Source organism: Pseudomonas marginalis (genome assembly GCF_001645105.1).
In the GTDB taxonomy this organism is placed as follows: domain Bacteria; phylum Pseudomonadota; class Gammaproteobacteria; order Pseudomonadales; family Pseudomonadaceae; genus Aquipseudomonas; species Aquipseudomonas petroselini.
The window spans coordinates 175,209-199,195 of record NZ_LKEG01000041.1; the positions used below are offsets into that span (position 1 = coordinate 175,209).

The 23,987-nt window shown below is 61.3% G+C and carries 18 protein-coding genes; 14 read left to right on the forward strand and 4 right to left on the reverse strand.

What is annotated here, in order from left to right; translation table 11 throughout:
* Nucleotides 1–7: 7 nt before the first annotated feature.
* From AO064_RS15290 to AO064_RS15305, 4 genes are all read right to left on the reverse strand, one after another.
* Nucleotides 8–2,263, reverse strand: a complete 2,256-nt coding sequence (locus AO064_RS15290; protein WP_064053867.1) for an Orn/Lys/Arg family decarboxylase — start codon at nucleotides 2,261–2,263, stop codon at nucleotides 8–10.
* Nucleotides 2,264–2,404: 141 nt separating this feature from the next.
* Nucleotides 2,405–3,145 carry a DNA polymerase III subunit epsilon gene (gene dnaQ, locus AO064_RS15295; RefSeq protein ID WP_163825756.1) on the reverse strand — a complete coding sequence of 247 codons (741 nt, stop codon included), beginning with the start codon at nucleotides 3,143–3,145 and terminating at the stop codon, nucleotides 2,405–2,407.
* An 82-nt stretch (nucleotides 3,146–3,227) separates the two neighbouring features.
* A complete protein-coding gene (gene rnhA, locus AO064_RS15300) occupies nucleotides 3,228–3,680 on the reverse strand; it encodes a ribonuclease HI (RefSeq protein ID WP_003173571.1) in 453 nt (150 codons plus the stop codon).
* 18 nt (nucleotides 3,681–3,698) lie between these two features.
* Nucleotides 3,699–4,469, reverse strand: coding sequence for a class I SAM-dependent methyltransferase (locus AO064_RS15305; protein WP_043205244.1), 771 nt, complete (start codon nucleotides 4,467–4,469; stop codon nucleotides 3,699–3,701).
* 65 nt (nucleotides 4,470–4,534) lie between these two features.
* On the opposite strand from AO064_RS15305, the gene gloB reads away from it, so the two are divergent.
* From gloB to AO064_RS15375, 14 genes are all read left to right on the forward strand, one after another.
* Nucleotides 4,535–5,302, forward strand: a complete 768-nt coding sequence (gene gloB / locus AO064_RS15310; protein ID WP_064053868.1) for a hydroxyacylglutathione hydrolase — start codon at nucleotides 4,535–4,537, stop codon at nucleotides 5,300–5,302.
* 98 nt (nucleotides 5,303–5,400) lie between these two features.
* A complete protein-coding gene (locus AO064_RS15315) occupies nucleotides 5,401–6,816 on the forward strand; it encodes a lytic transglycosylase domain-containing protein (protein WP_046034069.1) in 1,416 nt (471 codons plus the stop codon).
* Between the two features lie 208 nt (nucleotides 6,817–7,024).
* On the forward strand, nucleotides 7,025–8,854 hold the full coding sequence (locus AO064_RS15320) for an extracellular solute-binding protein (RefSeq protein ID WP_064053869.1): 1,830 nt from the start codon (nucleotides 7,025–7,027) through the stop codon (nucleotides 8,852–8,854).
* Entirely contained in the window at nucleotides 8,851–10,689 is a 1,839-nt protein-coding gene (locus tag AO064_RS15325) for an extracellular solute-binding protein (RefSeq protein ID WP_064053870.1), read from the forward strand. Before AO064_RS15320 ends, AO064_RS15325 begins: the two co-directional genes overlap by 4 nt.
* Nucleotides 10,690–11,766 carry a microcin C ABC transporter permease YejB gene (locus AO064_RS15330; protein ID WP_012723836.1) on the forward strand — a complete coding sequence of 359 codons (1,077 nt, stop codon included), beginning with the start codon at nucleotides 10,690–10,692 and terminating at the stop codon, nucleotides 11,764–11,766. It abuts the gene before it with no gap.
* A 1-nt stretch (nucleotide 11,767) separates the two neighbouring features.
* Nucleotides 11,768–12,787, forward strand: coding sequence for an ABC transporter permease (locus AO064_RS15335; RefSeq protein WP_012723835.1), 1,020 nt, complete (start codon nucleotides 11,768–11,770; stop codon nucleotides 12,785–12,787).
* Between the two features lies 1 nt (nucleotide 12,788).
* Nucleotides 12,789–14,402, forward strand: coding sequence for an ABC transporter ATP-binding protein (locus AO064_RS15340; RefSeq protein WP_012723834.1), 1,614 nt, complete (start codon nucleotides 12,789–12,791; stop codon nucleotides 14,400–14,402).
* A gap of 499 nt (nucleotides 14,403–14,901) precedes the next feature.
* Nucleotides 14,902–15,183 (forward strand): peptidylprolyl isomerase, encoded by a 282-nt coding sequence (locus AO064_RS15345; protein WP_010210937.1) that lies wholly within the window; start codon nucleotides 14,902–14,904, stop codon nucleotides 15,181–15,183.
* A gap of 130 nt (nucleotides 15,184–15,313) precedes the next feature.
* The gene (locus AO064_RS15350; RefSeq protein WP_012723833.1) at nucleotides 15,314–17,173 is read left to right on the forward strand and encodes an extracellular solute-binding protein; all 1,860 of its coding nucleotides are present in this window, start codon (nucleotides 15,314–15,316) and stop codon (nucleotides 17,171–17,173) included.
* Nucleotides 17,173–18,234, forward strand: a complete 1,062-nt coding sequence (locus AO064_RS15355) for a microcin C ABC transporter permease YejB (RefSeq protein ID WP_012723832.1) — start codon at nucleotides 17,173–17,175, stop codon at nucleotides 18,232–18,234. Before AO064_RS15350 ends, AO064_RS15355 begins: the two co-directional genes overlap by 1 nt.
* Complete coding sequence (locus AO064_RS15360) at nucleotides 18,234–19,256, forward strand: ABC transporter permease (protein WP_012723831.1); 1,023 nt, start codon at nucleotides 18,234–18,236, stop codon at nucleotides 19,254–19,256. Before AO064_RS15355 ends, AO064_RS15360 begins: the two co-directional genes overlap by 1 nt.
* Before the next feature lie 11 nt (nucleotides 19,257–19,267).
* Nucleotides 19,268–20,839, forward strand: coding sequence for an ABC transporter ATP-binding protein (locus tag AO064_RS15365; RefSeq protein ID WP_064053871.1), 1,572 nt, complete (start codon nucleotides 19,268–19,270; stop codon nucleotides 20,837–20,839).
* Nucleotides 20,840–20,898: 59 nt separating this feature from the next.
* A complete protein-coding gene (locus tag AO064_RS15370; protein WP_064053872.1) occupies nucleotides 20,899–22,299 on the forward strand; it encodes a sigma-54 interaction domain-containing protein in 1,401 nt (466 codons plus the stop codon).
* 294 nt (nucleotides 22,300–22,593) lie between these two features.
* Entirely contained in the window at nucleotides 22,594–23,985 is a 1,392-nt protein-coding gene (locus tag AO064_RS15375; protein ID WP_046034062.1) for a GntP family permease, read from the forward strand.
* Nucleotides 23,986–23,987: the final 2 nt, after the last annotated feature.

Below are 23,987 nucleotides of genomic sequence, written 5' to 3' on the forward strand. Positions count from 1 at the left end.
AACATTCTTAACCCTTGATGCAATCGACGGTGTAACAACGACCACTGCCGTCATCTTCGTGTTGTAACCCATGAACATCGGCGACAAAACCGGGGAAACTGCTATCGAACGTCCGGGCAAAGGCCAGGTAGTCGATAATCGAACGCGTCGACTCGGTGAAGCGCTCGCCCGGCATGATCAGTGGAATACCGGGCGGATAAGGCACCAGCATCACGGCTGCGATGCGCCCTGGCAAGGCATCGATGGAAACCGCTTCCACTTCCCCCCTGACCAACTGGTCGTAGGCATCCGCGGGTTTCATCGCGATTTCCGGCAGAACGGTATACATCCGTTTAAGGTGCTTTGCAGTGGCGTTGCTACGGTAACAGCTATGCAGTTGGTCGCACAGGTCGCGCAGGCCCAGGCCTTGATAGCGCGTGGGGCCTTGGGCAAACACCGATGGCAAACAACTGGCCAGGCTCACGTTGGCGTCGTAGCTGCGCTTGAACTCCAGCAATTCGGTGAGCAAGGTACTCCATTTGCCTTTGGTAATACCCATGGAGAACAGCACGAGGAAGGAATACAACCCGGTCTTTTCCACCACCAGACCACGCTCCCAGAGGAACTTGCTGACCACGGCAGCCGGAATCCCGCAATCGCTCAGGGCGCCGCCGGCGTTGAGGCCGGGCATCACCAGCGTCACTTTGATCGGGTCCAGCAGCACGTAGTCCTCGGCGACCTCGCCAAAGCCATGCCAGTCAGCCTGGGGATGCAACAGCCAATCAGCGGTGACGACCCGGTCGATGCCCGCCACCGACGGCGGTTGCCAGATGGTGAACCACCAATCCTCGGCGGCAATGTGCTGGCGCAAGTTGGCCAGCGCCCGACGGAAGCTCAGGGCTTCGTCGAACATTTCCTGCAACAGCGAACGCCCGGCCGGACCTTCCATCATCGCCGAGGCCACATCCAGCGAAGCAATGATGCTGTACTGCGGCGACGTCGAGATATGCATCATGAAGGCTTCGTTGAAACGGTCACGGTCCAACTGACGCGCGCCGCCGTCCTGCACGTGGATCATCGAAGCCTGGCTGAACGCGGCCAGCAGTTTGTGGGTGGAGTGGGTGGTGAACACCAGCGGGCTGTCCGGCGTGCGCGAAGTGCCCATGCCGTAGCGCCCGGCGAAGAACTCATGAAACGCCGCGTAGGCGTACCAGGCCTCATCAAAATGCAGCACCTCGACGCTGTTGCCCAATTGCTGCTTGATCAACTCGGCGTTGTAGCACAGGCCGTCATAGGTGGAATTGGTGACCACGGCCATCTTGACCTTGGGCGCCCGGCCACGGGTCAACGGGCTGGCGTCGATCTTGGCGCGGATCGACTCGGGGCTGAATTCGCTCAAGGGAATCGGGCCGATGATCCCCAGTTCGTTGCGCTCCGGGCACAGGTACAACGGGATGGCGCCGGTCATGATGATCGAGTGCAACACCGACTTGTGACAGTTGCGGTCCACCAGCACCAGGTCATCGCGCCCGACCATGGAATGCCACACGATCTTGTTGGCGGTGGACGTGCCGTTGATCACGAAGAAGGTGTGGTCCGCGCCAAAGTTGCGGGCGGCGCGGGCCTCGGCTTCGGCCAGCGGCCCGGTGTGGTCCAGCAGCGAGCCCAACTCGGGCACCGACACCGATAAGTCCGAACGCAGGGTGTTTTCCCGGAAAAATTGATGAAACGCCTGCCCCACCGGGCTTTTGCGGTAGGCCACGCCGCCGCCATGGCCGGGGGTGTGCCAGGAATAGTTGGAATCAGCGGTGTGCTGCACCAGCGCCTTGAAGAACGGCGGCAACAGGCCATCCAAGTAAGTGCGCGCCGCACGGGCAACTTGCCGGGCGAGAAACGGCACGGTGTCTTCGAACAGGTACAGAATGCCGCGCAGTTGGTTAAGCTCGCTCATGGCGTCGGCCGGCGCATTTTCCAGGGTGACTTGCTCGCCCAGGGCAAAGATCGGCAGATTCGGCGCCCGCAGCCGCGCGAGCCGGATCAGCTCGACCATGTTCTGCAACAGATGGGTATTCTCGCCCGCGCCTTCGGCGGCGATCAGCATGCACGCCAGGCCATGATGGGTGGAGGCCACCAGCCGGCCCTCGGCGTAGTCCACTGCCGAGAAAATACTGAAGCCCTCCTGTTCCAGCTCTCGAGCGATGCCTCGGACCCGGTCACCGGCGACGGTGTCGGCCTTGATGTCGCGGTGCACGATAAGGACGGGGAACTTCAGGTCTTTGTACATGAGTGCTTGTCGTCCTGAGGGCTATGCACTCAAGGGTAGAAGCTGGGAGTGGATGTGGCGAATGAAGATTTCGCAGGCAGATGGAGATCAACGGTGGGAGGGAGCAAGCCCCTTCCCACCTTTGGATTGCGTGCAGCCAGGCTATTGCTGGGTCAGTTGAGTCCACAACGCCGGCGCACCCGCCGACTTGGCAATCGCTTCCAACCTTGCCGCATGCTCGGCCAAGTCTTGCTCACTGGCACGAATAATAGGCGTGGGCTTGCGATCAGCCGGCAGCCGGCGGATTTCCGAAGGACGGTTACCCGAGCCTTCCGCCGAGCCCGTGCCATCCGACGCGTTGCCCGCCAGGGACAGGCTGGTCTGCCCGCCGGTCATGGTCAGGTAGACGTCGGCGAGGATCTCGGAGTCAAGCAAGGCGCCGTGCAGTTCACGGCCGGAGTTGTCGACGCCATAACGTTTGCACAAGGCATCGAGGCTGTTGCGCTGGCCGGGGTGACGCTCACGGGCCATCATCAAGGTGTCGAGGATCGAGCAGTGCTTGGAAATGTCTGCGCGATCGGTCTGCCCCATCAGGGCGAATTCGTTGTTGATGAAGCCGACGTCGAACGCCGCGTTATGGATGATCAACTGGGCGCCGTTGATGAATTCGAAAAACTCATCGGCGACTTCGGCAAAACGCGGCTTGCCCTTGAGGAATTCGTCAGTGATACCGTGGACGCCGATCGCGCCTTCGTCACTGTCGCGGTCCGGTTGCAGGTAGACGTGGAAGTGACGACCGGTGAGGCGGCGACCCATCAATTCGACACAGCCGATTTCAATGATCCGGTGGCCGTCGGTCACCGGCATGCCGGTGGTTTCGGTATCGAGTACAACAGATCGGATGGCCATCAGGGTTCAGCTCTCAACGGTGTGGTGTGCAGTGTGGTGTGCGTCAACGGGCGCGATCTTAACACGTGAGTCGCCATCAGCTCTGCTTGTAGCCGCGCACTTCGTCCACGCCCCGGTTGGCCAGCTGGTCCGCGCGCTCGTTGCCAGGGTGGCCGATGTGACCGCGCACCCATTTCCAGGTGATGTCGTGGCGATTGCATTGCTCGTCCAGCAGCTGCCACAGGTCGGCATTTTTCACCGGTTCCTTGGCCGCAGTCTTCCAGCCACGCTTCTTCCAGTTGACCATCCACTCGTTGATGCCCTTCATCACGTATTGCGAGTCGGTCACCAGCAGCACGTTGCAGCGGCGCTTGAGTTCTTCCAGGCCACGAATGGCGCCCATCAGTTCCATGCGGTTGTTGGTGGTGTTGGCTTCACCGCCCCACAACTCTTTCTCCACGCCCTTGCACACCAGCAACGCGCCCCAGCCGCCAGGGCCCGGGTTGCCTTTGCAGGCGCCATCGGTGAAGAGTTCTACGCTATCGGTCATCGGTTACTCGGTATTCATTCAAGAAGAGGGTTGCGCATCGCTTTGCTTGCGGTTGACCTTGGCCATCGGCATCGGCACCAGTTTGCCCATCGGCTCACGGCGCACCTGCTGCACCGGCCGCAGCCCAACCACGATCTTGCGCGCCACCAGCAGATAGAAGCCGCCACCCGCCAACTGCCAGGCACCTGCGCGGCGCTCCCAACCGGCCAGGCGGCCTTGCCACTTGGTCGACGCAAGCGGCGGACGATAGCACCCGAAGCGGCGTTTCTCCAGCGCGAAGCCCAGCAGGTTAAGCCAGTCGCCCACCCGCTGCGGTGAGATGCAACGCGCCTGGCGCAGGCCATCGTGGGCGAACGCATGGCGCAGGCCCCAGCTGCTCCAGGGGTTGATCCCCACAATCAGCAAATGGCCACCCGGCCGTACGCTGCTCGCCGCTTCGCGCAGCAAGCCATGGGGTGACAGGCAGAAATCCAGGCCATGCTGCAACACCACCACGTCGGCGGCGTGCTCGCTCAAGGGCCAGGCCTGTTCTTCGCAGACGATCTCCACCCCCGGCAACGGCGCGCCCAAGCGCACATTGCGCTGCACTTGGGGCGCACACGGCGGCGTTTCGGCCGAAGGGCCGTAATGCACCAGATAGCCACCAAAGAACCGGCCCAGCTCGTCTTCGAGCATGCGCCGCTCTTCGTCCAGCAGAAATTGCCCGATGGGACCGGACAGCCATTCGCGGGCGGCGCTGATCAGGGCCAGCCACTCAGGATCGGCCTGGGCGAACGCTTTATCAGTCATTGCATTCTCCAACTCGCCTAGACGTTCTAAGATGCACCAATGTGTTCAGCTTGGCGAATCGAAGAATGATACAGATCAGTGCCCTGCCCGCCTTCACCGATAACTACATCTGGTTGTTACAGGACCCGCACACCCAACGCTGCGCCGTGGTCGACCCCGGCGATGCCGCCCCCGTGCTGGACTGGCTCGAACAGCATCCAGGCTGGGCCCTCAGCGACATCCTGGTCACCCACCATCACCATGATCATGTTGGTGGCGTCGAACAGCTCAAAGGCGCTACCGACGCCAAGGTCTACGGCCCGGCCAACGAGAAGATCCCCGCAAGGGATGTGGCCTTGAACGATAACGACCGCATCACGGTACTCGGCTGGGACTTCGACATTTATACAGTGCCCGGCCACACCCTGGGCCATATCGCCTTTTATCACACCGGCGTGCTGCTGTGCGGCGACACCCTGTTCGCCGCCGGCTGCGGGCGCCTGTTCGAAGGCACGCCGGAACAGATGTACACCTCCCTTGAACGGTTGGCCGCCCTGCCCGCCGACACACGGGTGTACTGCACCCACGAATACACACAAAGTAACCTCAAGTTCGCCCAAGCGGTGGAACCGGATAACGCCGATATCGCCGAACGAGTGGAAAGCGTCCGCCAACTGCGCGCCCGTGGCGAGATCACATTGCCTTCCAACCTGGCCCTGGAGCGGCTGACCAACCCTTTCCTACGTACCTCTGAAACATCCGTTAAACAAAAAGCGGACGAACGGAATGGCCGCGACAACCGCTCTGGGGCCGAGGTGTTTGCTAGCTTGAGGGCGTGGAAAGATAAGTTCTAACCAGAAGCAATCTGATACGTAATTTCTGAATGGTTGACCGGAACCGAACGGGTTTCTAGAATCGCCCGACATTTTTGCCCGGAACTTACTTCCAGCCAATGTCGTCATCTATTCGTAAATCCAACCATTCAGACGCATTGACCCGCCTGGCTCAAGCTGTGGCGGTGGCTGTGTCCGCCACGCTGGCGGGCTGCCAATCAAGCAATTTCACCGCACAATCCACCGTGCAACCCAAGCCGAACCTTAGCGCCAAGATCAAGCAGAAACCCGTCATCTGGCTGTCAGAGAAGCCTGCACCCGAAGTGCCCCAGGACGTCTGGGAACGCATGCGACGGGGCTTTCAATTGCAGGAAGGCCTAGGTGTCAACCCGCGCATCGAGCAACAGCGCCTGTGGTTCGCCAGCAACCCTTCCTTCCTGGAGAACGCCGGAGAACGCGGCAGCCTCTACATTCACTACATCGTCGAACGCCTTGAAGAACGCAACATGCCCCTGGAGCTGGCGCTGCTGCCGGTGATTGAAAGTGCCTACAACCCGATGGCCTATTCGCGCAGCGATGCGGTCGGCCTGTGGCAGTTCATCCCCTCCACCGGGCGCTACTTCAACCTGCGCCAGACCCGCGCCTACGACGGCCGCCGCGACATCACCGCCTCCACCACCGCCGCCCTCGACTACCTGACCCGCCTGCACGACATGTTCAACGGCGACTGGCTGCTGGCCCTGGCCGCCTACAACGCTGGCGAAGGCACGGTGAGCCGGGCAATCGAGCGCAACGAGAAGCTCGGCCTGCCGACCGACTACTGGAACCTGCCGCTGCCCCAGGAAACCAAGGACTACGTGCCCAAGTTCCTGGCACTGTCCCAGGTGGTGCTGGCGCCCGAGGCCTATGGCGTCAACCTGAACCCGATCGCCAACACGCCGTACTTTGAAGTGGTTGAAGTCAAGCAGAGCATGGACCTGTCACGGGTTGCCGCGCTGGCCGAGATCGACGAAGACGAACTGTTCCAGCTCAATCCCGCCCTGAAACAACGCACCACCTTGGACGGTCCCCAGCATTTGCTGGTGCCCAGCTCCAAGGCGCAACTGCTCACCAGCACCCTGTCGACGATGAAGCCGGAAGAATTACTGGCGATGCGTCCGAAAAAGCAAGTATTCGACGAAGTCGAGACCGCTCGGGTGGCCGGCCGCAGCCGCAGCTACAAAGTGCGCAGTGGCGACAACCTCACGCTCATCGCCAAGGCCAACAAGGTCGACGTGCATGACCTGCAACGCTGGAACAAGCTCAACGGCCAGGCCCTCAAGGTCGGCCAGACCCTGGTGATGCAGGACACGCGCAAGCTGGTGGCCAAGGCCGACAGCAAGAAGCCAGTGCAGTACAAAGTCAAGAAAGGCGACTCGCTGTACATCGTCGCCAAGCGCTTCAACGTTGAGATGCAACATCTCAAGCGCTGGAACCCGCGCACAGGCCAGGCCTTGAAGCCAGGGCAGATGCTGGTGGTATCAGGTCCACGCTAAGTTTCATGAACACTGGGGAACCAATGTGGGAGGGGGCTTGCCCCCGATAGCAATGTACCAGCCAACAGATTCATTGGCAGGTCTACCGCTATCGGGGGCAAGCCCCCTCCCACATTGGCCCTGCATCAGCCGACTGGCTTTTTCCAACCGGAACAAGCTGTTACTGTACCGATCATAAAGCCCAAGCCGCCTGGATCGGATCTCTGACTTGAAGCGTCCCCTCCTTCTACTAATAAGTCTGGCCTTGAGCTTTGGTGCGAACGCGACGATTACCGAGAGCCACGGTTATACGCAGTTCGGCAGCCTCAAGTACCCGGCCAAATTCACCCACTTCGATTGGGTAAACCCTGCAGCGCCGAAAGGCGGGACATTGCGGGTCATGGCATTTGGCACCTTCGATACCCTCAACCCCTATACCTTCAAGGGCTCAAGCCCGGTTTCCACGCCCAATTTCCTGCAATACGGCGTGAATGAGCTGAATGAGCCATTGATGGTCGGCACCGGCCTTTATGCGCCGTCCGGCGATGAACCCACCTCCAGTTATGGGCTGATCGCGCAGTCGGTAGAGTACAGCGAGGACCGCAGTTGGGTGGTGTTCAACCTGCGCCCCCAGGCGCGCTTCCACGATGGCAAGCCAATCACCGCCTACGATGTGGCGTTTTCCTATCGCACGCTGCTGACCGAAGGCCACCCGCAATACCGCACCAACCTGCAGGAAGTGGCACGGGTGGATATCCTCAACCGTCACCGCATCCGCTTTGTGTTCAAGCGCGCCGGCAACCCGTTGCTGATCCTGCGCCTGGGCGAGTTGCCGGTATTGCCCCAGCACTATTGGAAGAACCGCGACTTCAAGGCCACCACCTTCGAACCGCCGCTGGGCAGCGGGCCATACCGTATCACCCAGGTCAGCCCTGGGCGGCAACTGGTGTTCGAACGGGTCAAGGACTACTGGGGCAAGGACCTGCCGGTCAACCAGGGTTTCTATAACTACGACAAGGTCGAAGTGGAGTTCTACCGCGACAGCGACGTGGCCTTCGAAGCCTTCAAGGCCGGCGAGTTCGATATCTATATCGAGCACCAGGCCAAGAACTGGGCCAACGGCTACACCTTCCCGGCAGTGAACCGGGGTGATGTGATCAAGGCGCAGATCGCCCACCAGATCCCGACCCAAAGCCAAGGCCTGTTCATGAACACCCGGCGGCCGACCTTCAGCCAGACCAAGGTGCGCGAAGCCCTGGGGCTGATGTTCGACTTCGAATGGACCAACCGCACCCTGTTCAGCAGCGCCTATAAACGCACCTTGAGTTACTACCCCAACAGCGAGTTCGCCGCGACCGGCGTGCCCACCGGGCATGAATGGCTGATGCTCTCGCCGTACCGCGACCAGTTGCCGGCCAACCTGTTTACCCAGCCGTTCAGCCTGCCCCAGACCGACGGCCGCGGCATCCCCCGCGAGACGCTGCGCCACGCCCTGGCGTTGCTCGGCGAGGCCGGTTGGAAACTGTCAGGCCAACGGCTGCTGAACAAGGACGGTCAAACGTTGCGCTTCGAGATCCTGCTGGTCAACCCGAACCTGGAGCGCATCCTGCAGCCCTACGTCGAGAATCTGATCAGCATCGGCATCGACGCACGCCTGCGGACCGTCGACCGCGCCCAGTACAAGCAGCGCCTGGATCAATTCGACTTCGACATGATCCTGATCACCCTCAACCAGACCTTGAGCCCCGGCCTTGAGCAGTGGCAGTACTTCCACTCCAGCCAGGCCGCGATCAAGGGCAGCAAGAACTACGCAGGCATCGCCAACCCGATTGTCGATCACCTGCTGGAACAACTGCTGGCCGCCAAGACCCGCGAGGAGCAACTGGCCGCCGGCCGTGCCCTGGACCGCGTGCTGCTGTGGCAGCACTACAGTATTCCCAACTGGTACCTCAACTATCATCGCTTGGCGTACCGCAACCGGTTCGCCTTTGTCACCACACCGCCCTACAGCCTGGGCCTGAGCGCGTGGTGGCTGAAAGCTTCGGAGAAAGCCCAATGATGTATTTGCGTACTGCCCTGCTCGGCAGCCTGCTGCTGTGCACCGTGGCCCAAGCCGCCCCGCAACATGCGTTGACGCTGTACAACGAACCGCCGAAATATCCCGCCGACTTCAAGCACTTCGACTACGTCAACCCGGACGCCCCCAAGGGCGGCACGTTCCGCGAGTCGGCCATGGGCGGCTTCGACAGCCTCAACCCCTACATCAGCAAAGGTGTGCCGGCCGATAACCTGAGCCTGATCTACGACACCCTGGCCATGCAAAGCCTGGACGAGCCCATCACCGAATACGGCCTGGTCGCCGGCAAGATCGAAAAAGCCCCGGACAACAGCTGGGTGCGGTTCTACCTGCGCCCCGAAGCACGCTTCCATGATGGCCAACCGATCCGTGCCGAAGACGTGGTGTTCACCTTCCAGGAACTGATCAAGGAAGGCTCGCCGATCTATCGCACGTATTACGCCGACGTCGACGAAGTGATCGCCGAAGACCCGCTGAAGGTGCTGTTCAAGTTCAAGCGCACCAATAACCGCGAATTGCCGCTGATCCTCGGGCAACTGCCGGTATTGCCCAAACATTGGTGGGCGACCCGCGACTTCGCCAAGGGCAACCTGGAAGTGCCGCTGGGCAGCGGGCCGTACAAGGTGGCCGAGGTCAAGGCCGGGCGCATGATCCGCTATGAGCGAGTCAAGGATTACTGGGCCAAGGACCTGCCAGTCACCCAAGGTTTCTACAATTTCGATAACCGCATCACCGACTATTACCGCGACAGCACCGTGTCGCTGGAGGCGCTGAAGGCCGGGCAGTTCGATTACTGGCTGGAATTCAGCGCGAAAAACTGGGCCAATGCCTACAACATCCCGGCAGTGACTGAGGGCCGCTTGATCAAGGAAGAAATCCCCAACGGCAACCCCACCGGGATGCAGGGCTTTGTGTTCAATACGCGCAAGCCGATGTTCCAGGACGTGCGCGTGCGCAAGGCCATCAGCCTGTTGCTGGATTTCGAGTGGAGCAACAAGCAGCTGTTCAATGGGGCCTATACCCGCACCCGCAGTTATTTCGAAAACTCGGAAATGGCCGCCACCGGCCTGCCCGGCCCAGACGAGCTGGCGATTCTCGAACCGCTGCGCGACAAGATCCCGCCCGAAGTCTTCACCCAGGCCTTCGAACCCTCCAAGACCGATGGCAGCGGCATGATCCGCAACCAACAGCGCGAGGCGTACCAGTTGCTGCAGGACGCCGGCTGGCGGATCGTCGATGACAAGATGGTCGACACCACCGGCAAGCCGGTGAAAATCGAATTCCTGCTGGCCCAGACTGAGTTCGAACGCATCCTGTTGCCGTTCAAGCGCAACCTGGCCGACCTGGGCATCGACCTGGTGATCCGGCGAGTGGACGTCTCGCAATTCGTCAACCGGATCCGCTCGCGGGATTTCGACATGCTGGTGGGCAGCTTCCCCCAGTCCACCTCGCCGGGCAATGAACAACGGGAATTCTGGAAATCCTCCAGCGCCGACAAGCCGGGCAGCCGCAATTACATGGGGCTCAAGGATCCAGCCGTCGACCAGCTGGTAGAAGAACTGATCGATGCACACTCGCGAAAAAGCCTGGTGGCCCACGCCAAGGCGCTGGATCGCGTACTGCAATTTGGCTACTACGTGATCCCCAACTGGCACATCAAGACCTACCGCGTGGCGTATTGGAATCACCTCGGGCACCCCAAGGTCCCGCCGCGCTACGACGTCGGCACCGCGACCTGGTGGGCCAAACCTAACGTCAAACCGGCTATTCCTTTAGACACAAGCACCAACGCCGATCCGGCGAGCGGAGGCGATTAAATGCTGGCCTATATCTTTCGCCGCCTGTTGCTGATCATCCCGACGCTGTTCGGGATCCTGCTGATCAACTTCGTCATCATCCAGGCCGCCCCCGGTGGCCCCGTGGAGCAGATGATCGCCAAGCTCGAAGGCTTTGAGGGCGCCACCAGCCGCATTGCCGGCGGCGGGGCCGAAGTGTCGGTGGCCGGCTCCAGCAGTTACCGTGGCGCCCAGGGCCTGGACCCGACGCTGATCAAGGAAATCGAAAAGATGTACGGTTTCGACAAATCGGCGCCGGAACGCCTGTGGATCATGGTCAAGAACTACGCCCAGCTGGATTTTGGCGACAGCTTCTTCCGTGACGCCAAGGTTATCGACCTGATCAAGGAAAAGATGCCGGTGTCCATCTCCCTCGGGTTATGGAGCACGCTGATCATGTACCTGGTGTCGATCCCCCTCGGGATCGCCAAGGCCACCCGACATGGCAGCCATTTCGACGTATGGACCAGTTCGGCAATCATCGTCGGTTATGCGATCCCGGCGTTCCTGTTTGCGATCCTGCTGATCGTGGTGTTTGCCGGCGGCAGTTATTTCGACTGGTTCCCCTTGCGCGGGCTGACGTCGAACAACTTCGACGAGTTGAGCTGGGGCGGCAAGGTCCTCGATTACTTCTGGCACCTGGCGCTGCCGATTACCGCGCTGGTGATCGGCAACTTCGCCACCATGACCCTGCTGACCAAGAACAGCTTTCTCGACGAGATCAACAAGCAGTACGTGATCACCGCCAAAGCCAAGGGTCTGACCAACCACCGTGTGCTGTACGGCCATGTGTTCCGCAACGCCATGCTGTTGGTGATCGCCGGTTTCCCCTCGGCGTTCATCGGCATCTTCTTCACCGGTTCATTGCTGGTGGAGGTGATCTTCTCCCTCGACGGCCTGGGCCTGATGAGCTTTGAAGCGGCGATCAACCGCGACTACCCGGTGGTGTTCGGCACGCTGTTCATCTTCACCCTGCTGGGGCTGATCGTGAAACTGATCGGCGACCTCACCTACACCCTGGTCGATCCGCGAATCGACTTTGCCAGCCGGGAGCATTGAGATGAATCTGTCCCCCCTCAATCGCCGCCGGTTCGAGCGGTTCAAGGCCAACAAACGCGGCTGGTGGTCGCTGTGGCTGTTCCTGATCCTCTTCGTGCTGAGCCTGGGCGCAGAGCTGATCGCCAACGACAAGCCGCTGGCCGTGCACTACGATGGCGGCTGGTATTTCCCGGCGCTCAAGCGCTACCCGGAGACCACCTTTGGCGGTGAATTCCCGCTGGAGGCCAACTACAAGAGCCCCTATATCCAGGAACTGCTCAAGGCCAAGGACGCCTGGACGTTGTGGGCACCGATTCCGTTCAGCTACCAGAGCATCAACTACGACCTCAAGGTGCCCGCACCGGCGCCGCCCTCTTCGGTGAACTTGCTGGGCACCGATGACCAGGGGCGCGATGTGTTGGCGCGGGTGATCTACGGGTTCCGCGTGTCGGTGCTGTTTGCCCTGACCCTCACGGTGCTCAGCTCGATCATCGGCGTGATCGCCGGGGCCTTGCAGGGCTTCTATGGCGGCTGGGTCGACCTGGCCGGGCAGCGCTTCCTGGAAATCTGGTCCGGGTTGCCGGTGCTGTACCTGTTGATCATCCTCGCCAGTTTCGTGCAGCCCAACTTCTGGTGGCTGCTGGGGATCATGCTGCTGTTTTCCTGGATGAGCCTGGTGGACGTGGTGCGCGCCGAGTTCCTGCGCGGCCGCAACCTCGAATACGTGCGCGCGGCCAGGGCCTTGGGCATGCAGAACGGCGCGATCATGTTCCGCCACATCCTGCCCAATGCGATGGTCTCGACCATGACCTTCATGCCGTTCATCCTCACCGGTGCCATCGGCACCCTCACCGCCCTGGACTTCCTCGGCTTCGGCTTGCCGGCCGGGTCGCCATCGCTGGGCGAGCTGGTGGCCCAGGGCAAATCCAACCTGCAAGCGCCGTGGCTGGGCATGAGTGCCTTTGCCGTGCTGGCGATCATGTTGAGTTTGCTGGTGTTTATCGGCGAGTCCGCTCGCGATGCCTTCGACCCGAGGAAATGAGATGAATCAGGACAATCTGATCGAAATCCGCGACCTCTCCGTCGAGTTCGTCACCGGCGACCATCACCAACGCGTGGTGAACAACGTCAGCTTCGACATCAAGCGCGGCGAAACCATCGCGCTGGTGGGCGAAAGCGGCTCGGGCAAATCGGTCACCGCCCACTCGATCCTGCGCCTGCTGCCCTACCCGCTGGCGCGGCATCCTTCCGGCACCATCAACTATGCCGGGCAGGACCTGCTGACACTGAAAGAAAAAACCATCCGGCACATTCGCGGCAACCGCATTGCGATGATCTTCCAGGAGCCGATGACCTCGCTGAACCCGCTGCACAACATCGAGAAACAGATCAACGAAGTGTTGGGCCTGCACAAGGGGCTCACCGGCAAGGTCGCCACCCAGCGCACCCTGGAGTTGCTGGAATTGGTGGGCATCCCCGAGCCGCACAAGCGCCTCAAGGCCCTGCCCCATGAACTCTCCGGCGGCCAGCGCCAGCGGGTGATGATCGCCATGGCGCTGGCCAATGAACCCGAACTGCTGATCGCCGATGAGCCGACCACGGCCCTCGACGTGACGGTGCAGTTGAAAATCCTCGAATTGCTCAAGGAGCTGCAGGCACGGCTAGGCATGGCGCTGCTGCTGATCAGCCATGACTTGAACCTGGTGCGGCGCATCGCCCATCGCGTGTGCGTGATGCAAAAAGGCTGCATCGTTGAACAGGCCGATTGCGAGACGCTGTTCCAGTCGCCCCAGCACCCCTACACCCAGGAACTGCTGGCGGCGGAACCCAGCGGCGGCCCGGCGACCAATGTGATTGGCCCGCCGTTGCTGGAAGTCGATGACCTGAAAGTGTGGTTTCCGATCAAGAAGGGCTTTTTGCGCACCACCGTCGATTACGTCAAGGCGGTGGACGGCATCAACTTCAGCCTGCCCCAGGGACAGACCCTGGGCATCGTCGGCGAAAGCGGCTCGGGCAAATCCACCCTGGGCCTGGCGATTCTGCGGTTGATCGGCAGCAAGGGCGGCATTCGTTTTGAAGGTCAGCAACTGGATCGGCTCACCCAGCAACAGGTGCGACCGTTGCGTCGGGAAATGCAGGTGGTGTTTCAGGACCCGTTTGGCAGCTTGAGCCCGCGGATGTGCGTCAGTGAGATCGTCGGCGAGGGGCTGCGCATCCACAAGATGGGTACGCCTGCCGAGCAGGAGGCGGCGATTATTGCGGCGCTCAAGGAAGTGGGGCTGGATCCGGAATCGCGGCACCGGTACCCGCATGAGTTCTCTGGCGGTCAGCGGCAGCGTATTGCCATTGCCCGGGCGTTGGTGCTCAAGCCACGCCTGATTCTGCTGGACGAGCCGACCTCGGCGCTGGATCGCACGGTGCAGCGGCAGGTGGTCGAGTTATTGCGCAGTTTGCAGGCTAAGTACAACTTGACCTATCTGTTTATCAGCCATGATTTGGCGGTGGTTAAGGCGTTGAGTCACCAGTTGATGGTGGTGAAGCATGGGCAGGTGGTGGAACAGGGGGATGCAGCGGGGATTTTTGCTGCGCCGCAGCATGGGTATACGCGGCAGTTGCTGGAGGCGGCGTTTTTGGTGCCTGCTGCTCGTGTTGATTGACGCAGTACCTATCCGTTAATGGGGGATGGCTGTCCGCCCTTACGGCGGGTCACTTTTGAAAAGAGCCGGGATACTGGCCCAGCCAAACGTATCGACCTGATGTAGGGAGATCAAACGGTGGGAGGGGGCTTGCCCCCGATGGCGGTGTGTCAGCTGATACCTCTGCAACTGCCCCACTGCTATCGGGAGCAAGCCCCCTCCCACACTTGACCGAGATCGACAGTCAGAAACCGGCCGATTCCAAGGCCGCCACTCTGGGCGGAGAGATCAATCAGCTCTGCTTTTGATCTACACCGCGCCATGCCGAGCCTAGGCGAGGCAGCGAGTAGTGGGGCGAAGCGTTTTTGGCGCGCTTCCAAAAGTGCCCCGCTGTAAGAGCAGAACCCTAAGTAGCCGTTACCGAAGAAACGGATATGTACGCCAATCCCATGGAACTTTGCCAGGAAATAACCGCCTGAATCCGGTACGCTCACCCTTTTTACTCAAGGAGTTACTCCCCATGGCCAAAGCCACCGCCCGTCACATCCTCGTTTCCACTGAAGACAAGTGCAACGAACTCAAGGCCCAAATCGAAGGCGGCGCCGATTTCGCAGAAATCGCCAAAGCCAACTCCAGCTGCCCTTCCAGCCGCGACGGCGGCAACCTGGGTTCGTTCGGTCCAGGCCAGATGGTCAAGGAATTCGACACCGTCGTCTTCAGCGCCCCGGTCAACACCGTGCAAGGCCCGGTGAAAACCCAGTTCGGCTACCACCTGCTGGAAGTCACCAGCCGCCAGGACTGATCCTGTCTGTGCTGATGCTATAAACAACGGCCCGCCTTTTGGTGGGCCGTTGTGCATGTGATGACTGGCGACGCTGATGCCGTTAGCGTACAAATCCCTTTTATTCTTCACACGGCGTTCAAGGCTGACAATGCGATTGGCTTTTTCCTACATGCTGAGCTCGACCCTGGCCCTGCTGCTGGCCAGTTCCGCCGTGATCGCGGCGCCCCAACCCTACCTGACGGTGTACGGCGAACCGGCCAAGTACCCCGCCGGCTTTACCCATTTCGACTACGCCAACCCCAACGCTCCCAAAGGCGGCAGCCTGCGCCGCTCGGCCATCGAGATTGGGCGCTTCGACCATGTGCTGCCGTATATCGACAAAGGCATCGGCGTGTCCCAGGTCGACGGCTGGCTTTACGCGCCCCTGGCCCAGCGCTCCCTCGACGAGCCCTACACGGTCTACGGCCTGGTCGCCGAGAAGATGGAACGCGCCGACGATGGCCTGTCGCTGCGCTTTTTCCTCAACCCCAAGGCACGCTTTGCCGACGGCAAGCCGATCACCGCCGAAGACGTGCGCTACAGCTTCGACCTATTGATGACCCAAGGCAGCCTGCGCTTTCGCACCCTGTTCGCCGACGTCAAGCACGTCGAGGTCGAGGGCGAGCGCCAGGTACGCTTCGATTTCTCCAGCAATGAAAATCGCACCCTGCCCCTGGATATCGCCACCCTGCCCGTCTTCCCGGAGCACTGGTGGAAGACCCGCGACTTCGCCAATGGCGGCGGCTATGAAGCGCCCCTGGGCAGCGGCCCGTACAAGGTCAGCAAGATCGACTCCGGCAGCACCATCACCTTTACCCGCGACCCGAACTGGTGGGGCAAGGACTTGCCCGTCAGCCGTGGCCTGTACAACTTCGATCACCTGAGCCTGGAATATTTCGGCGACACCGAAGTGGCCCGCCAGGTACTGCGCGGCGGCGCCTATGATTTCAACCGCGAATTTTCCGCCACCGGCTATTCCATCGGTTACAACGGCCCGGCCCTGGATGACGGTCGCCTGCAACGCGCGCACCTGGCCAAGGAGATGCCGCAACCGGCCCAGGGTTATGTGTTCAACGTGCAAAAACCAGTCTTCAAGGACCGCCGCGTGCGCCAGGCCCTCGCGATGCTGTGGGACTTCGAATGGGCCAACCGGCAGATGATGCGCAATATGTATATCCGCCAACAAAGCTTCTTTTCCAATAGCCCGTTGGCGGCCAGCCAGCCGCCGACCCAAGAAGAACTGGCGATTCTTGAACCGTTGCGCGGCCAGGTGCCCGACGAGGTGTTCACCCAAGTGTTCAAGGCGCCGGTTACCGACGGCAGCGGCATGATCCGCGACAAACAGCTGCAGGCACTGGCCTTGTTGGAAGAGGCCGGCTGGAAACCGGACGGCGACAAGCTGGTTAACGCCGAGGGCGAGCCGCTGGAGTTTACCTTCCTTAACGCCCAATCTGGCCTCGAACGCCTGTTGCTGCCGTACAAACGCAACCTGGCGCAGATCGGTATCACCCTGAATATCCGCCGTATCGACGCCTCCCAATATGTGAACCGGGTGATGGCACGGGACTACGACATGATCGTCACCGGCTTCCCGGTCACTACCTCGCCGGGCATGGAGCTCTACAACTATTTCGGCTCGGCCGCCGCCTTTGACCCCGGCGCCAACAACTACATGGTGCTCAAGGACCCGGCCGTCGACAGCCTGATCAAGGGCCTGGTCAAGGCCGACACCCAGGCGCAGATGCTCACCTACGCCCACGCGCTGGACCGCGTGCTGCAATGGAACTACCTGTGGATTCCCAATTACTACCCGCCCGGCACGTCCGCCGCGTGGTGGAACCGCTTCGGCCGCCCGGCCATCGAGGCGAAAAACGACGAAGCCCTGGAAACCTGGTGGGAAATCAGCCCCACACCCCTGACCAACGAGCAAATGAAGGCTGAGCTGAACAAACGCGGAGGTGCACGCTGATGTTTGCCTATATCGTGCGGCGCCTGCTGCTGATCATCCCGACGCTGGTGATCATCCTGTTGGTAAATTTCGTGATCGTGCAGGCCGCTCCAGGCGGGCCGGTGGAACAAGCCATAGCCCACCTGCAAGGGATTGGCGGCGGTGGCGTCGGCGGTTCATCCGGCGAAAGCATCAGCGGCGGCTCCCGCGCCAGCCGTGGCCTGGACCCGAAGCTGATCGCCGACATCGAAAAACAGTACGGTTTCGACAAGCCCGCGCCGGAACGCCTGTGGCTGATGCTCAAGAGCTATGCGCAGTTGGACTTCGGCAACAGCTTCTTTCGCGGCAAGACCGTGATCGACCTGATCCTGGAAAAAATGCCGGTGACCATTTCCCTCGGCCTGTGGGCCACGCTGATCACCTACCTGGTGTCGATACCCCTGGGGATTCGCAAGGCGGTGCGCCATGGCAGCAGCTTCGACGTATGGAGCAGTACCGCGATTGTGATCGGCTATGCGATGCCTGCGTTCCTGTTCGCGATGTTCCTGATCGTGGTCTTTGCCGGCGGCACCTCGCTGAACTGGTTCCCGGTGCGCGGGCTGGTGTCGGAAAACTTCGAAGAGCTGAGCACCGTGGGCAAGATCGCCGACTATTTCTGGCACCTGGTCTTGCCGGTCACCTCGCTGGTCATCGGCGGGTTCGCCACGCTGACCATCCTGACCAAAAACTCGTTTCTGAATGAAATTACCCGCCAGTACGTGGTGACTGCGCGCGCCAAGGGCTTGAGCGAACGGCGCGTGCTGTACGGGCATGTGTTCCGCAACGCGATGTTGCTGGTGATTTCGGGCATTCCGCAGGCGTTTATCGCGGTGTTCTTTGCCGGCTCGCTGCTGATCGAGGTGATCTTCTCCCTCGACGGCCTGGGCCGTATGAGCTACGAAGCCGCGGTGTCCCGCGATTATCCGGTGGTGTTTGGTTCGCTGTTTATCTTTACGTTGTTCGGCCTCTTGATAAAACTCATCGGCGACCTCTGCTACACCCTGGTGGACCCGCGTATCGACTTCGCCGCGAGGAACGCCTGATGCTTAATCTGTCTCCCGTGGCGCGTCGGCGTTTCGAGCGGTTCAAGAAGAACCGTCGCGGCTGGTGGTCGCTGTGGCTGTTTATCGGCCTGTTTATCCTGACCCTCGGCGGCGAGTTGATCGCCAATGACAAGCCCTTGGTGCTGAGTTTCAAGAACGAGCTGTATTTCCCGGTGTTCAAGCGTTACACCGAGCAGCAGTTCGGCGGCCAGTTGCCGTTCCAGGCCGACTACCGCAGTGACTACGTGCAAAAGCTGATAGAGCAGGACGGCGGCTGGATGCTGTTCCCACCGATCCCGTTCAGCGACGACACGCCCAACTACGAACTGACCCGCCCTGCCCCCAGCCCGCCCTCGGCGGTGAACTGGCTGGGCACCGATGACCAGTCGCGGGATGTGCTGGCGCGGGTGATCTTTGGCGCACGCGTGTCGATCCTGTTTGCCTTGGCGCTCACCGCGATCAGCGCTGCCATCGGCATTGCCGCCGGTGCATTGCAGGGCTATTACGGCGGCTGGGTGGATTTGATCGGCCAGCGCGTGCTGGAGGTGTGGTCCGGGCTGCCGGTGCTGTACCTGCTGATCATCCTGTCGGGTTTTGTGGAGCCGAATTTCTGGTGGTTGCTGGGGATCATGGCGCTGTTTTCCTGGCTGGCCCTGGTGGACGTGGTGCGCGCCGAGTTCCTGCGCGGGCGCAACCTGGAATACGTCAAGGCCGCACGAGCCCTGGGCTTGGGCGACGGCAAGATCATTCGCAGGCATATCCTGCCCAACGCCATGACCGCTACGTTGAGCTACCTGCCGTTTATCCTGACCGGGGCGATTTCCACCTTGAGCGCCCTGGATTTCCTCGGTTTTGGCATGCCGGCGGGCAGCGCGTCGCTGGGTGAACTGATCGCCCAGGGCAAGCAGAACCTGCAAGCGCCGTGGCTGGGCCTCACGGCGTTTTTCACCTTGGCGCTGATCCTGTCGCTGCTGGTCTTTATCGGCGAGGCGTTGCGTGACGCCTTCGACCCCCGTTCATGAGTGCCTCCCCTATGAACCTGATCGAAATCCGCGACCTCAACGTCGCTTTCAGTGGCCAGACCGTGGTCCGCCACCTGAGCCTGGACGTTCGCCCCGGCGAGTGCCTGGCGCTGGTGGGTGAGTCGGGCTCCGGCAAGTCGGTGACGGCCCATTCGATCCTGCAACTGCTGCCGGAAGCGGGCACCGACACCACCGGTTCCATCACGTATCGCGGCCAGGAGTTGATCGGCGCCTCGGCCTCGACGTTGCAGAAACTGCGCGGTGACCGCATTGCGATGATCTTCCAGGAGCCGATGACCTCCCTGAACCCGCTGCACAGCATCGAAAAGCAGATCGGCGAAACCCTGCTGCTGCACAAGGGCTTGGGCGGCAAGGCGGCGCAGGCGCGCATCCTCGAATTGCTCGAGCTGGTGGGCATCCAGAAACCCCAGGAACGCCTCAAGGCTTATCCGCATCAATTGTCCGGCGGCCAACGCCAACGGGTGATGATCGCGATGGCCCTGGCCTGCGAGCCGGAGCTGTTGATCGCCGACGAACCCACCACCGCCCTGGATGTGACCGTGCAGCGCAAGATCCTGCTGCTGCTCAAATCCCTGCAACAACGCCTGGGCATGTCGCTGCTGCTGATCAGCCATGACCTCAACCTGGTGCGCAGCATCGCCCAGCGCGTGTGCGTCATGCGCGCCGGCGAGATCGTTGAGCAGGCCGACTGTGAGACCTTGTTCACCGCGCCGCAGCATCCTTACAGCCAACTGCTGCTGGATGCGGAACCGGCCGGTGATGCGCTGTGCAGCGATGCGCGCGAGACGGTGTTGCAAGTGGATGACCTGACCGTGCAATTCCCCCTTGGCGGCGGGTTGTTCCGCCGCAAGACCTACCTGCGTGCGGTGGACGGCATCAGCCTCAGCGTGCAGCGCGGCAAAACCCTGGGGATTGTCGGCGAGTCCGGCTCGGGCAAGTCCACGCTGGGCCAGGCGATCCTGCGGTTGCTCGACTCCACCGGCAGCATCCGCTTCCAAGGCGAAGCGCTCGACCCGCTGAATAACCAGCAAATGCGCCCTTGGCGCAAGCAGATGCAGGTGGTGTTCCAGGACCCCTACGGCAGCCTCAGCCCACGCATGACCGTGGAACAGATCATCAGCGAAGGCCTGGAAGTGCACGCGCCGTGCAGCCTGGCCGACCGCGATGCGCAGGTGATCCAAGTGCTTAAGGACGTCGGCCTCGACCCGGCCAGTCGCCACCGCTACCCGCATGAATTTTCCGGTGGGCAGCGCCAACGCATCGCCATCGCTCGCGCCCTGGTACTCAAGCCGGCGCTGATGCTGCTGGATGAACCGACCTCGGCGCTCGACCGCACCGTGCAGAAGCAAGTGGTGGCATTGCTGCGTGAGCTGCAGGAGAAATACGGCCTGACCTACCTGTTCATCAGCCATGACCTGGCCGTGGTGCGGGCCATGGCCCATGACATGATTGTGGTCAAGGACGGTAAGGTGGTGGAGCGCGGCGCCAGCCATGAGGTGTTCGATGCACCGCAACACCCGTACACCCAAGAGCTGCTGGCAGCGGCGCACATCCCCTTGTAAACACGCCCGCTCCCACAAGGATCGCGATTCCATGTCCAATTTGTGTTGGTGGCCTAAACATGAACATCACCGATAACCTCAAGGACTACCAACAGGTTCGTGGCCTGGCCATCCAGTCGCTGTTCGAGATCATCGAGCAGTCCAGCGAAGGCACGGTGATTGTCGACCGCGACGCCAATATCGTCTGGATGAACGAGCGCTACGCCAAGCGCTTCGGTCTGAAAAGCGCCGACGAAGCCATCGGCCAGCCATGCGAGCAGGTGATTTCCAATAGCCTGTTGCGCCAGGTGGTGCGCAATGACCAGCCGATCCTGCTGGATATCCAGGACACGCCCAAGGGGCCACTGGTGGTGATGCGCTTGCCGATCCACAACGAGGCCGGCGCGGCGATCGGCGCAATCGGGTTTGCGTTGTTTGATGAGCTGCGCAACCTGTCGCCGCTGATCGAGCGCTACCTGAGCATGCAGCAAGAGCTGGCCTCGACGCGCTCGCTGCTGCGTTCACGCCAGAGCAAGTACAACTTCGCGCATTTCATCGGCACCAGCGCTGCCAGCCTCGAGGTGAAACGCCGGGCGCGGCGCAGTGCGAGTGCCGAATCGCCGGTATTGCTGCTGGGCGAAACCGGCACCGGCAAGGAATTGCTGGCCCAGGCGATTCACGGTGCCTCCACGCGGGCGCACAAGGCCTTTGTCAGTATCAACAGCGCCGCGATTCCCGCTGACCTGCTGGAGGCCGAGTTCTTCGGCACTGCACCGGGCGCGTTTACCGGCGCCGACCGCAAGGGCCGTCCGGGCAAATTCCAGATTGCCCAGGGCGGCACCTTGTTCCTGGATGAAATCGGCGACATGCCGCTGCCGCTGCAAAGCAAACTGCTGCGGGTGTTGCAGGAAAAGGAATTCGAGCCGGTCGGCTCCAACGAGATGCTGCACAGCGATGTGCGCGTGATCGCGGCCACGTCCATGGACCTGGAAGCGGCGATCAAGCGCGGTGAGTTCCGCGCCGACCTGTATTACCGGCTGAATGTGCTGCCGATCCAGGTGCCGCCGTTGCGTGAACGGCTGGACGATATTCCGGCATTGAGCGAGGCGATCCTGGAGGAGCTGCGCAGCCAGCATGAACTGGACCACGCGGCGTTGGCCTTGCTGGCACAGCATGCGTGGCCGGGGAATATCCGTGAACTGCGCAATGTGCTGGAGCGGGCGGCGTTGCTGAGTGATGACCTGGTGCTGAATGCCGGTGAGATTCGTGCGGCGATTGGCACTTTCACCCCCGTGGAACGTGGCAGTGCCGTGCCGGCGGTTGAGGGTGAGTCGTTCAGCGCAGCGCGGGAGCGGTTTGATCGGCAGGTGATTGGCGCGGCGTTGAGGGCGTGCGAGGGAAATGTGGTGGAAGCGGCCAAGCGGTTGGGGCTTGGGCGGTCGACGCTGTACAAGAAGATGGTGGCCCTGGGCATCGACTAATCTCCAAAAAGAGACACCATTATCAATATAGAGACTTTCTAATGTGGGAGGGGGCTTGCTCCCGATGGCTTTGTTTCAGTTGCTTGTGAGTTGACTGACACACTGCCATCGGGGGCAAGCCCCCTCCCACATTGGTTCATCATTTGTCTCAATTTAGAGACAGTAGCTGAAACGGCATACCACCCACCAAAGATTATCTATATTTTTCAACCACTTAAATAATTGGCACACATCTCGCTATAGCCCTTCTCCAAAGCCTCACCCACAAAAATAACAATTCGATGGAGACACACCATGAGTGTGATCATTGCCCTGGCAGCCCTCGCGCTGCTGATGCTGGCTGCTTACCGTGGCTATAGCGTTATCCTGTTTGCCCCCATCGCCGCCCTCGGCGCTGTCCTGCTCACTGACCCTTCCGCCGTCGCCCCTGCGTTTACTGGGGTGTTCATGGAAAAGATGGTCGGCTTCATCAAACTGTACTTTCCGGTGTTCCTGCTTGGCGCGGTGTTCGGCAAGCTGATTGAGCTGTCGGGCTTTTCACGCTCGATCGTGGCGGCGGCGATCCGCTTGCTCGGCACGCGCCAGGCGATGCTGGTGATTGTGCTGGTCTGCGCCCTGCTCACCTACGGCGGCGTGTCGCTGTTCGTGGTGGTGTTTGCGGTGTACCCGTTCGCGGCGGAGATGTTCCGCCAGAGCAATATCCCCAAGCGCCTGATCCCGGCGACCATCGCCCTCGGCGCGTTCTCGTTCACCATGGACGCCCTGCCCGGCACGCCGCAGATCCAGAACATCATCCCCAGCACGTTCTTCAACACCACAGCCTGGGCCGCGCCCTGGCTGGGGTTGATCGGTACGATCTTCGTATTCTGCGCCGGCATGCTGTACCTGGCGCGCCAGCGCAACAAGGCGCAACGTGCCGGTGAAGGTTATGGCACCGAGTTGCGCAACGAGCCGGAAACCGCCGAGAACCTCACCCTGCCCAACCCGTGGATCGCGCTGTCGCCGCTGATCCTGGTGGGCGTGATGAACCTGTTGTTCACCCACTGGATCCCGCAGTGGTACGGCAAGACCCACAGCCTCAGCTTGCCGGGGATGAGCACGCCGGTGACCACCGAAATCGCCAAGCTGACGGCGATCTGGGCGGTGCAGGCCGCATTGCTGGTGGGCATCGTCATGGTGCTGGTGTTTGGCTGGTCGGCGATCAAAAGCAAACTCGCCGAAGGCAGTAAAAGCGCGGTCAGCGGTGCGCTGCTGGCGGCGATGAACACCGCGTCGGAATACGGCTTTGGTGCGGTGATCGCCTCGCTGCCGGGCTTTCTGGTGCTGGCGGACTGGCTCAAGGGCATCCCCAACCCGCTGGTCAACGAAGCGATCACCGTGACCCTGCTGGCCGGTATCACCGGTTCTGCTTCCGGCGGCATGAGCATCGCCCTGGCGGCCATGTCCGAGAGCTTTATTTCGGCGGCCCATGCGGCCAATATTCCCCTTGAAGTGCTGCACCGCGTCGCGGCCATGGCCAGCGGCGGCATGGACACCCTGCCCCACAACGGCGCGGTGATCACGCTGCTGGCGGTCACCGGCCTGACCCACCGCGAAGCCTACAAGGACATTTTCGGCATCACGATCATCAAGACCCTCGCGGTGTTCGTGGTGATCGGTACTTTCTATGCCACCGGCATTGTGTGAGG

Excerpts from the sequence above, each read along its gene's own strand:
- AO064_RS15290 (WP_064053867.1), bottom strand. The coding sequence starts at position 2,263 with ATGTACAAAGACCTGAAGTTCCCCGTCCTTATCGTGCACCGCGACATC.
- rnhA (WP_003173571.1), bottom strand. The coding sequence starts at position 3,680 with ATGACCGATAGCGTAGAACTCTTCACCGATGGCGCCTGCAAAGGCAAC.
- AO064_RS15305 (WP_043205244.1), bottom strand. The coding sequence starts at position 4,469 with ATGACTGATAAAGCGTTCGCCCAGGCCGATCCTGAGTGGCTGGCCCTG.
- gloB (WP_064053868.1), top strand. The coding sequence starts at position 4,535 with ATGATACAGATCAGTGCCCTGCCCGCCTTCACCGATAACTACATCTGG.
- AO064_RS15315 (WP_046034069.1), top strand. The coding sequence starts at position 5,401 with ATGTCGTCATCTATTCGTAAATCCAACCATTCAGACGCATTGACCCGC.
- AO064_RS15325 (WP_064053870.1), top strand. The coding sequence starts at position 8,851 with ATGATGTATTTGCGTACTGCCCTGCTCGGCAGCCTGCTGCTGTGCACC.
- AO064_RS15330 (WP_012723836.1), top strand. The coding sequence starts at position 10,690 with ATGCTGGCCTATATCTTTCGCCGCCTGTTGCTGATCATCCCGACGCTG.
- AO064_RS15335 (WP_012723835.1), top strand. The coding sequence starts at position 11,768 with ATGAATCTGTCCCCCCTCAATCGCCGCCGGTTCGAGCGGTTCAAGGCC.
- AO064_RS15340 (WP_012723834.1), top strand. The coding sequence starts at position 12,789 with ATGAATCAGGACAATCTGATCGAAATCCGCGACCTCTCCGTCGAGTTC.
- AO064_RS15345 (WP_010210937.1), top strand. The coding sequence starts at position 14,902 with ATGGCCAAAGCCACCGCCCGTCACATCCTCGTTTCCACTGAAGACAAG.
- AO064_RS15350 (WP_012723833.1), top strand. The coding sequence starts at position 15,314 with ATGCGATTGGCTTTTTCCTACATGCTGAGCTCGACCCTGGCCCTGCTG.
- AO064_RS15355 (WP_012723832.1), top strand. The coding sequence starts at position 17,173 with ATGTTTGCCTATATCGTGCGGCGCCTGCTGCTGATCATCCCGACGCTG.
- AO064_RS15360 (WP_012723831.1), top strand. The coding sequence starts at position 18,234 with ATGCTTAATCTGTCTCCCGTGGCGCGTCGGCGTTTCGAGCGGTTCAAG.
- AO064_RS15365 (WP_064053871.1), top strand. The coding sequence starts at position 19,268 with ATGAACCTGATCGAAATCCGCGACCTCAACGTCGCTTTCAGTGGCCAG.
- AO064_RS15370 (WP_064053872.1), top strand. The coding sequence starts at position 20,899 with ATGAACATCACCGATAACCTCAAGGACTACCAACAGGTTCGTGGCCTG.
- AO064_RS15375 (WP_046034062.1), top strand. The coding sequence starts at position 22,594 with ATGAGTGTGATCATTGCCCTGGCAGCCCTCGCGCTGCTGATGCTGGCT.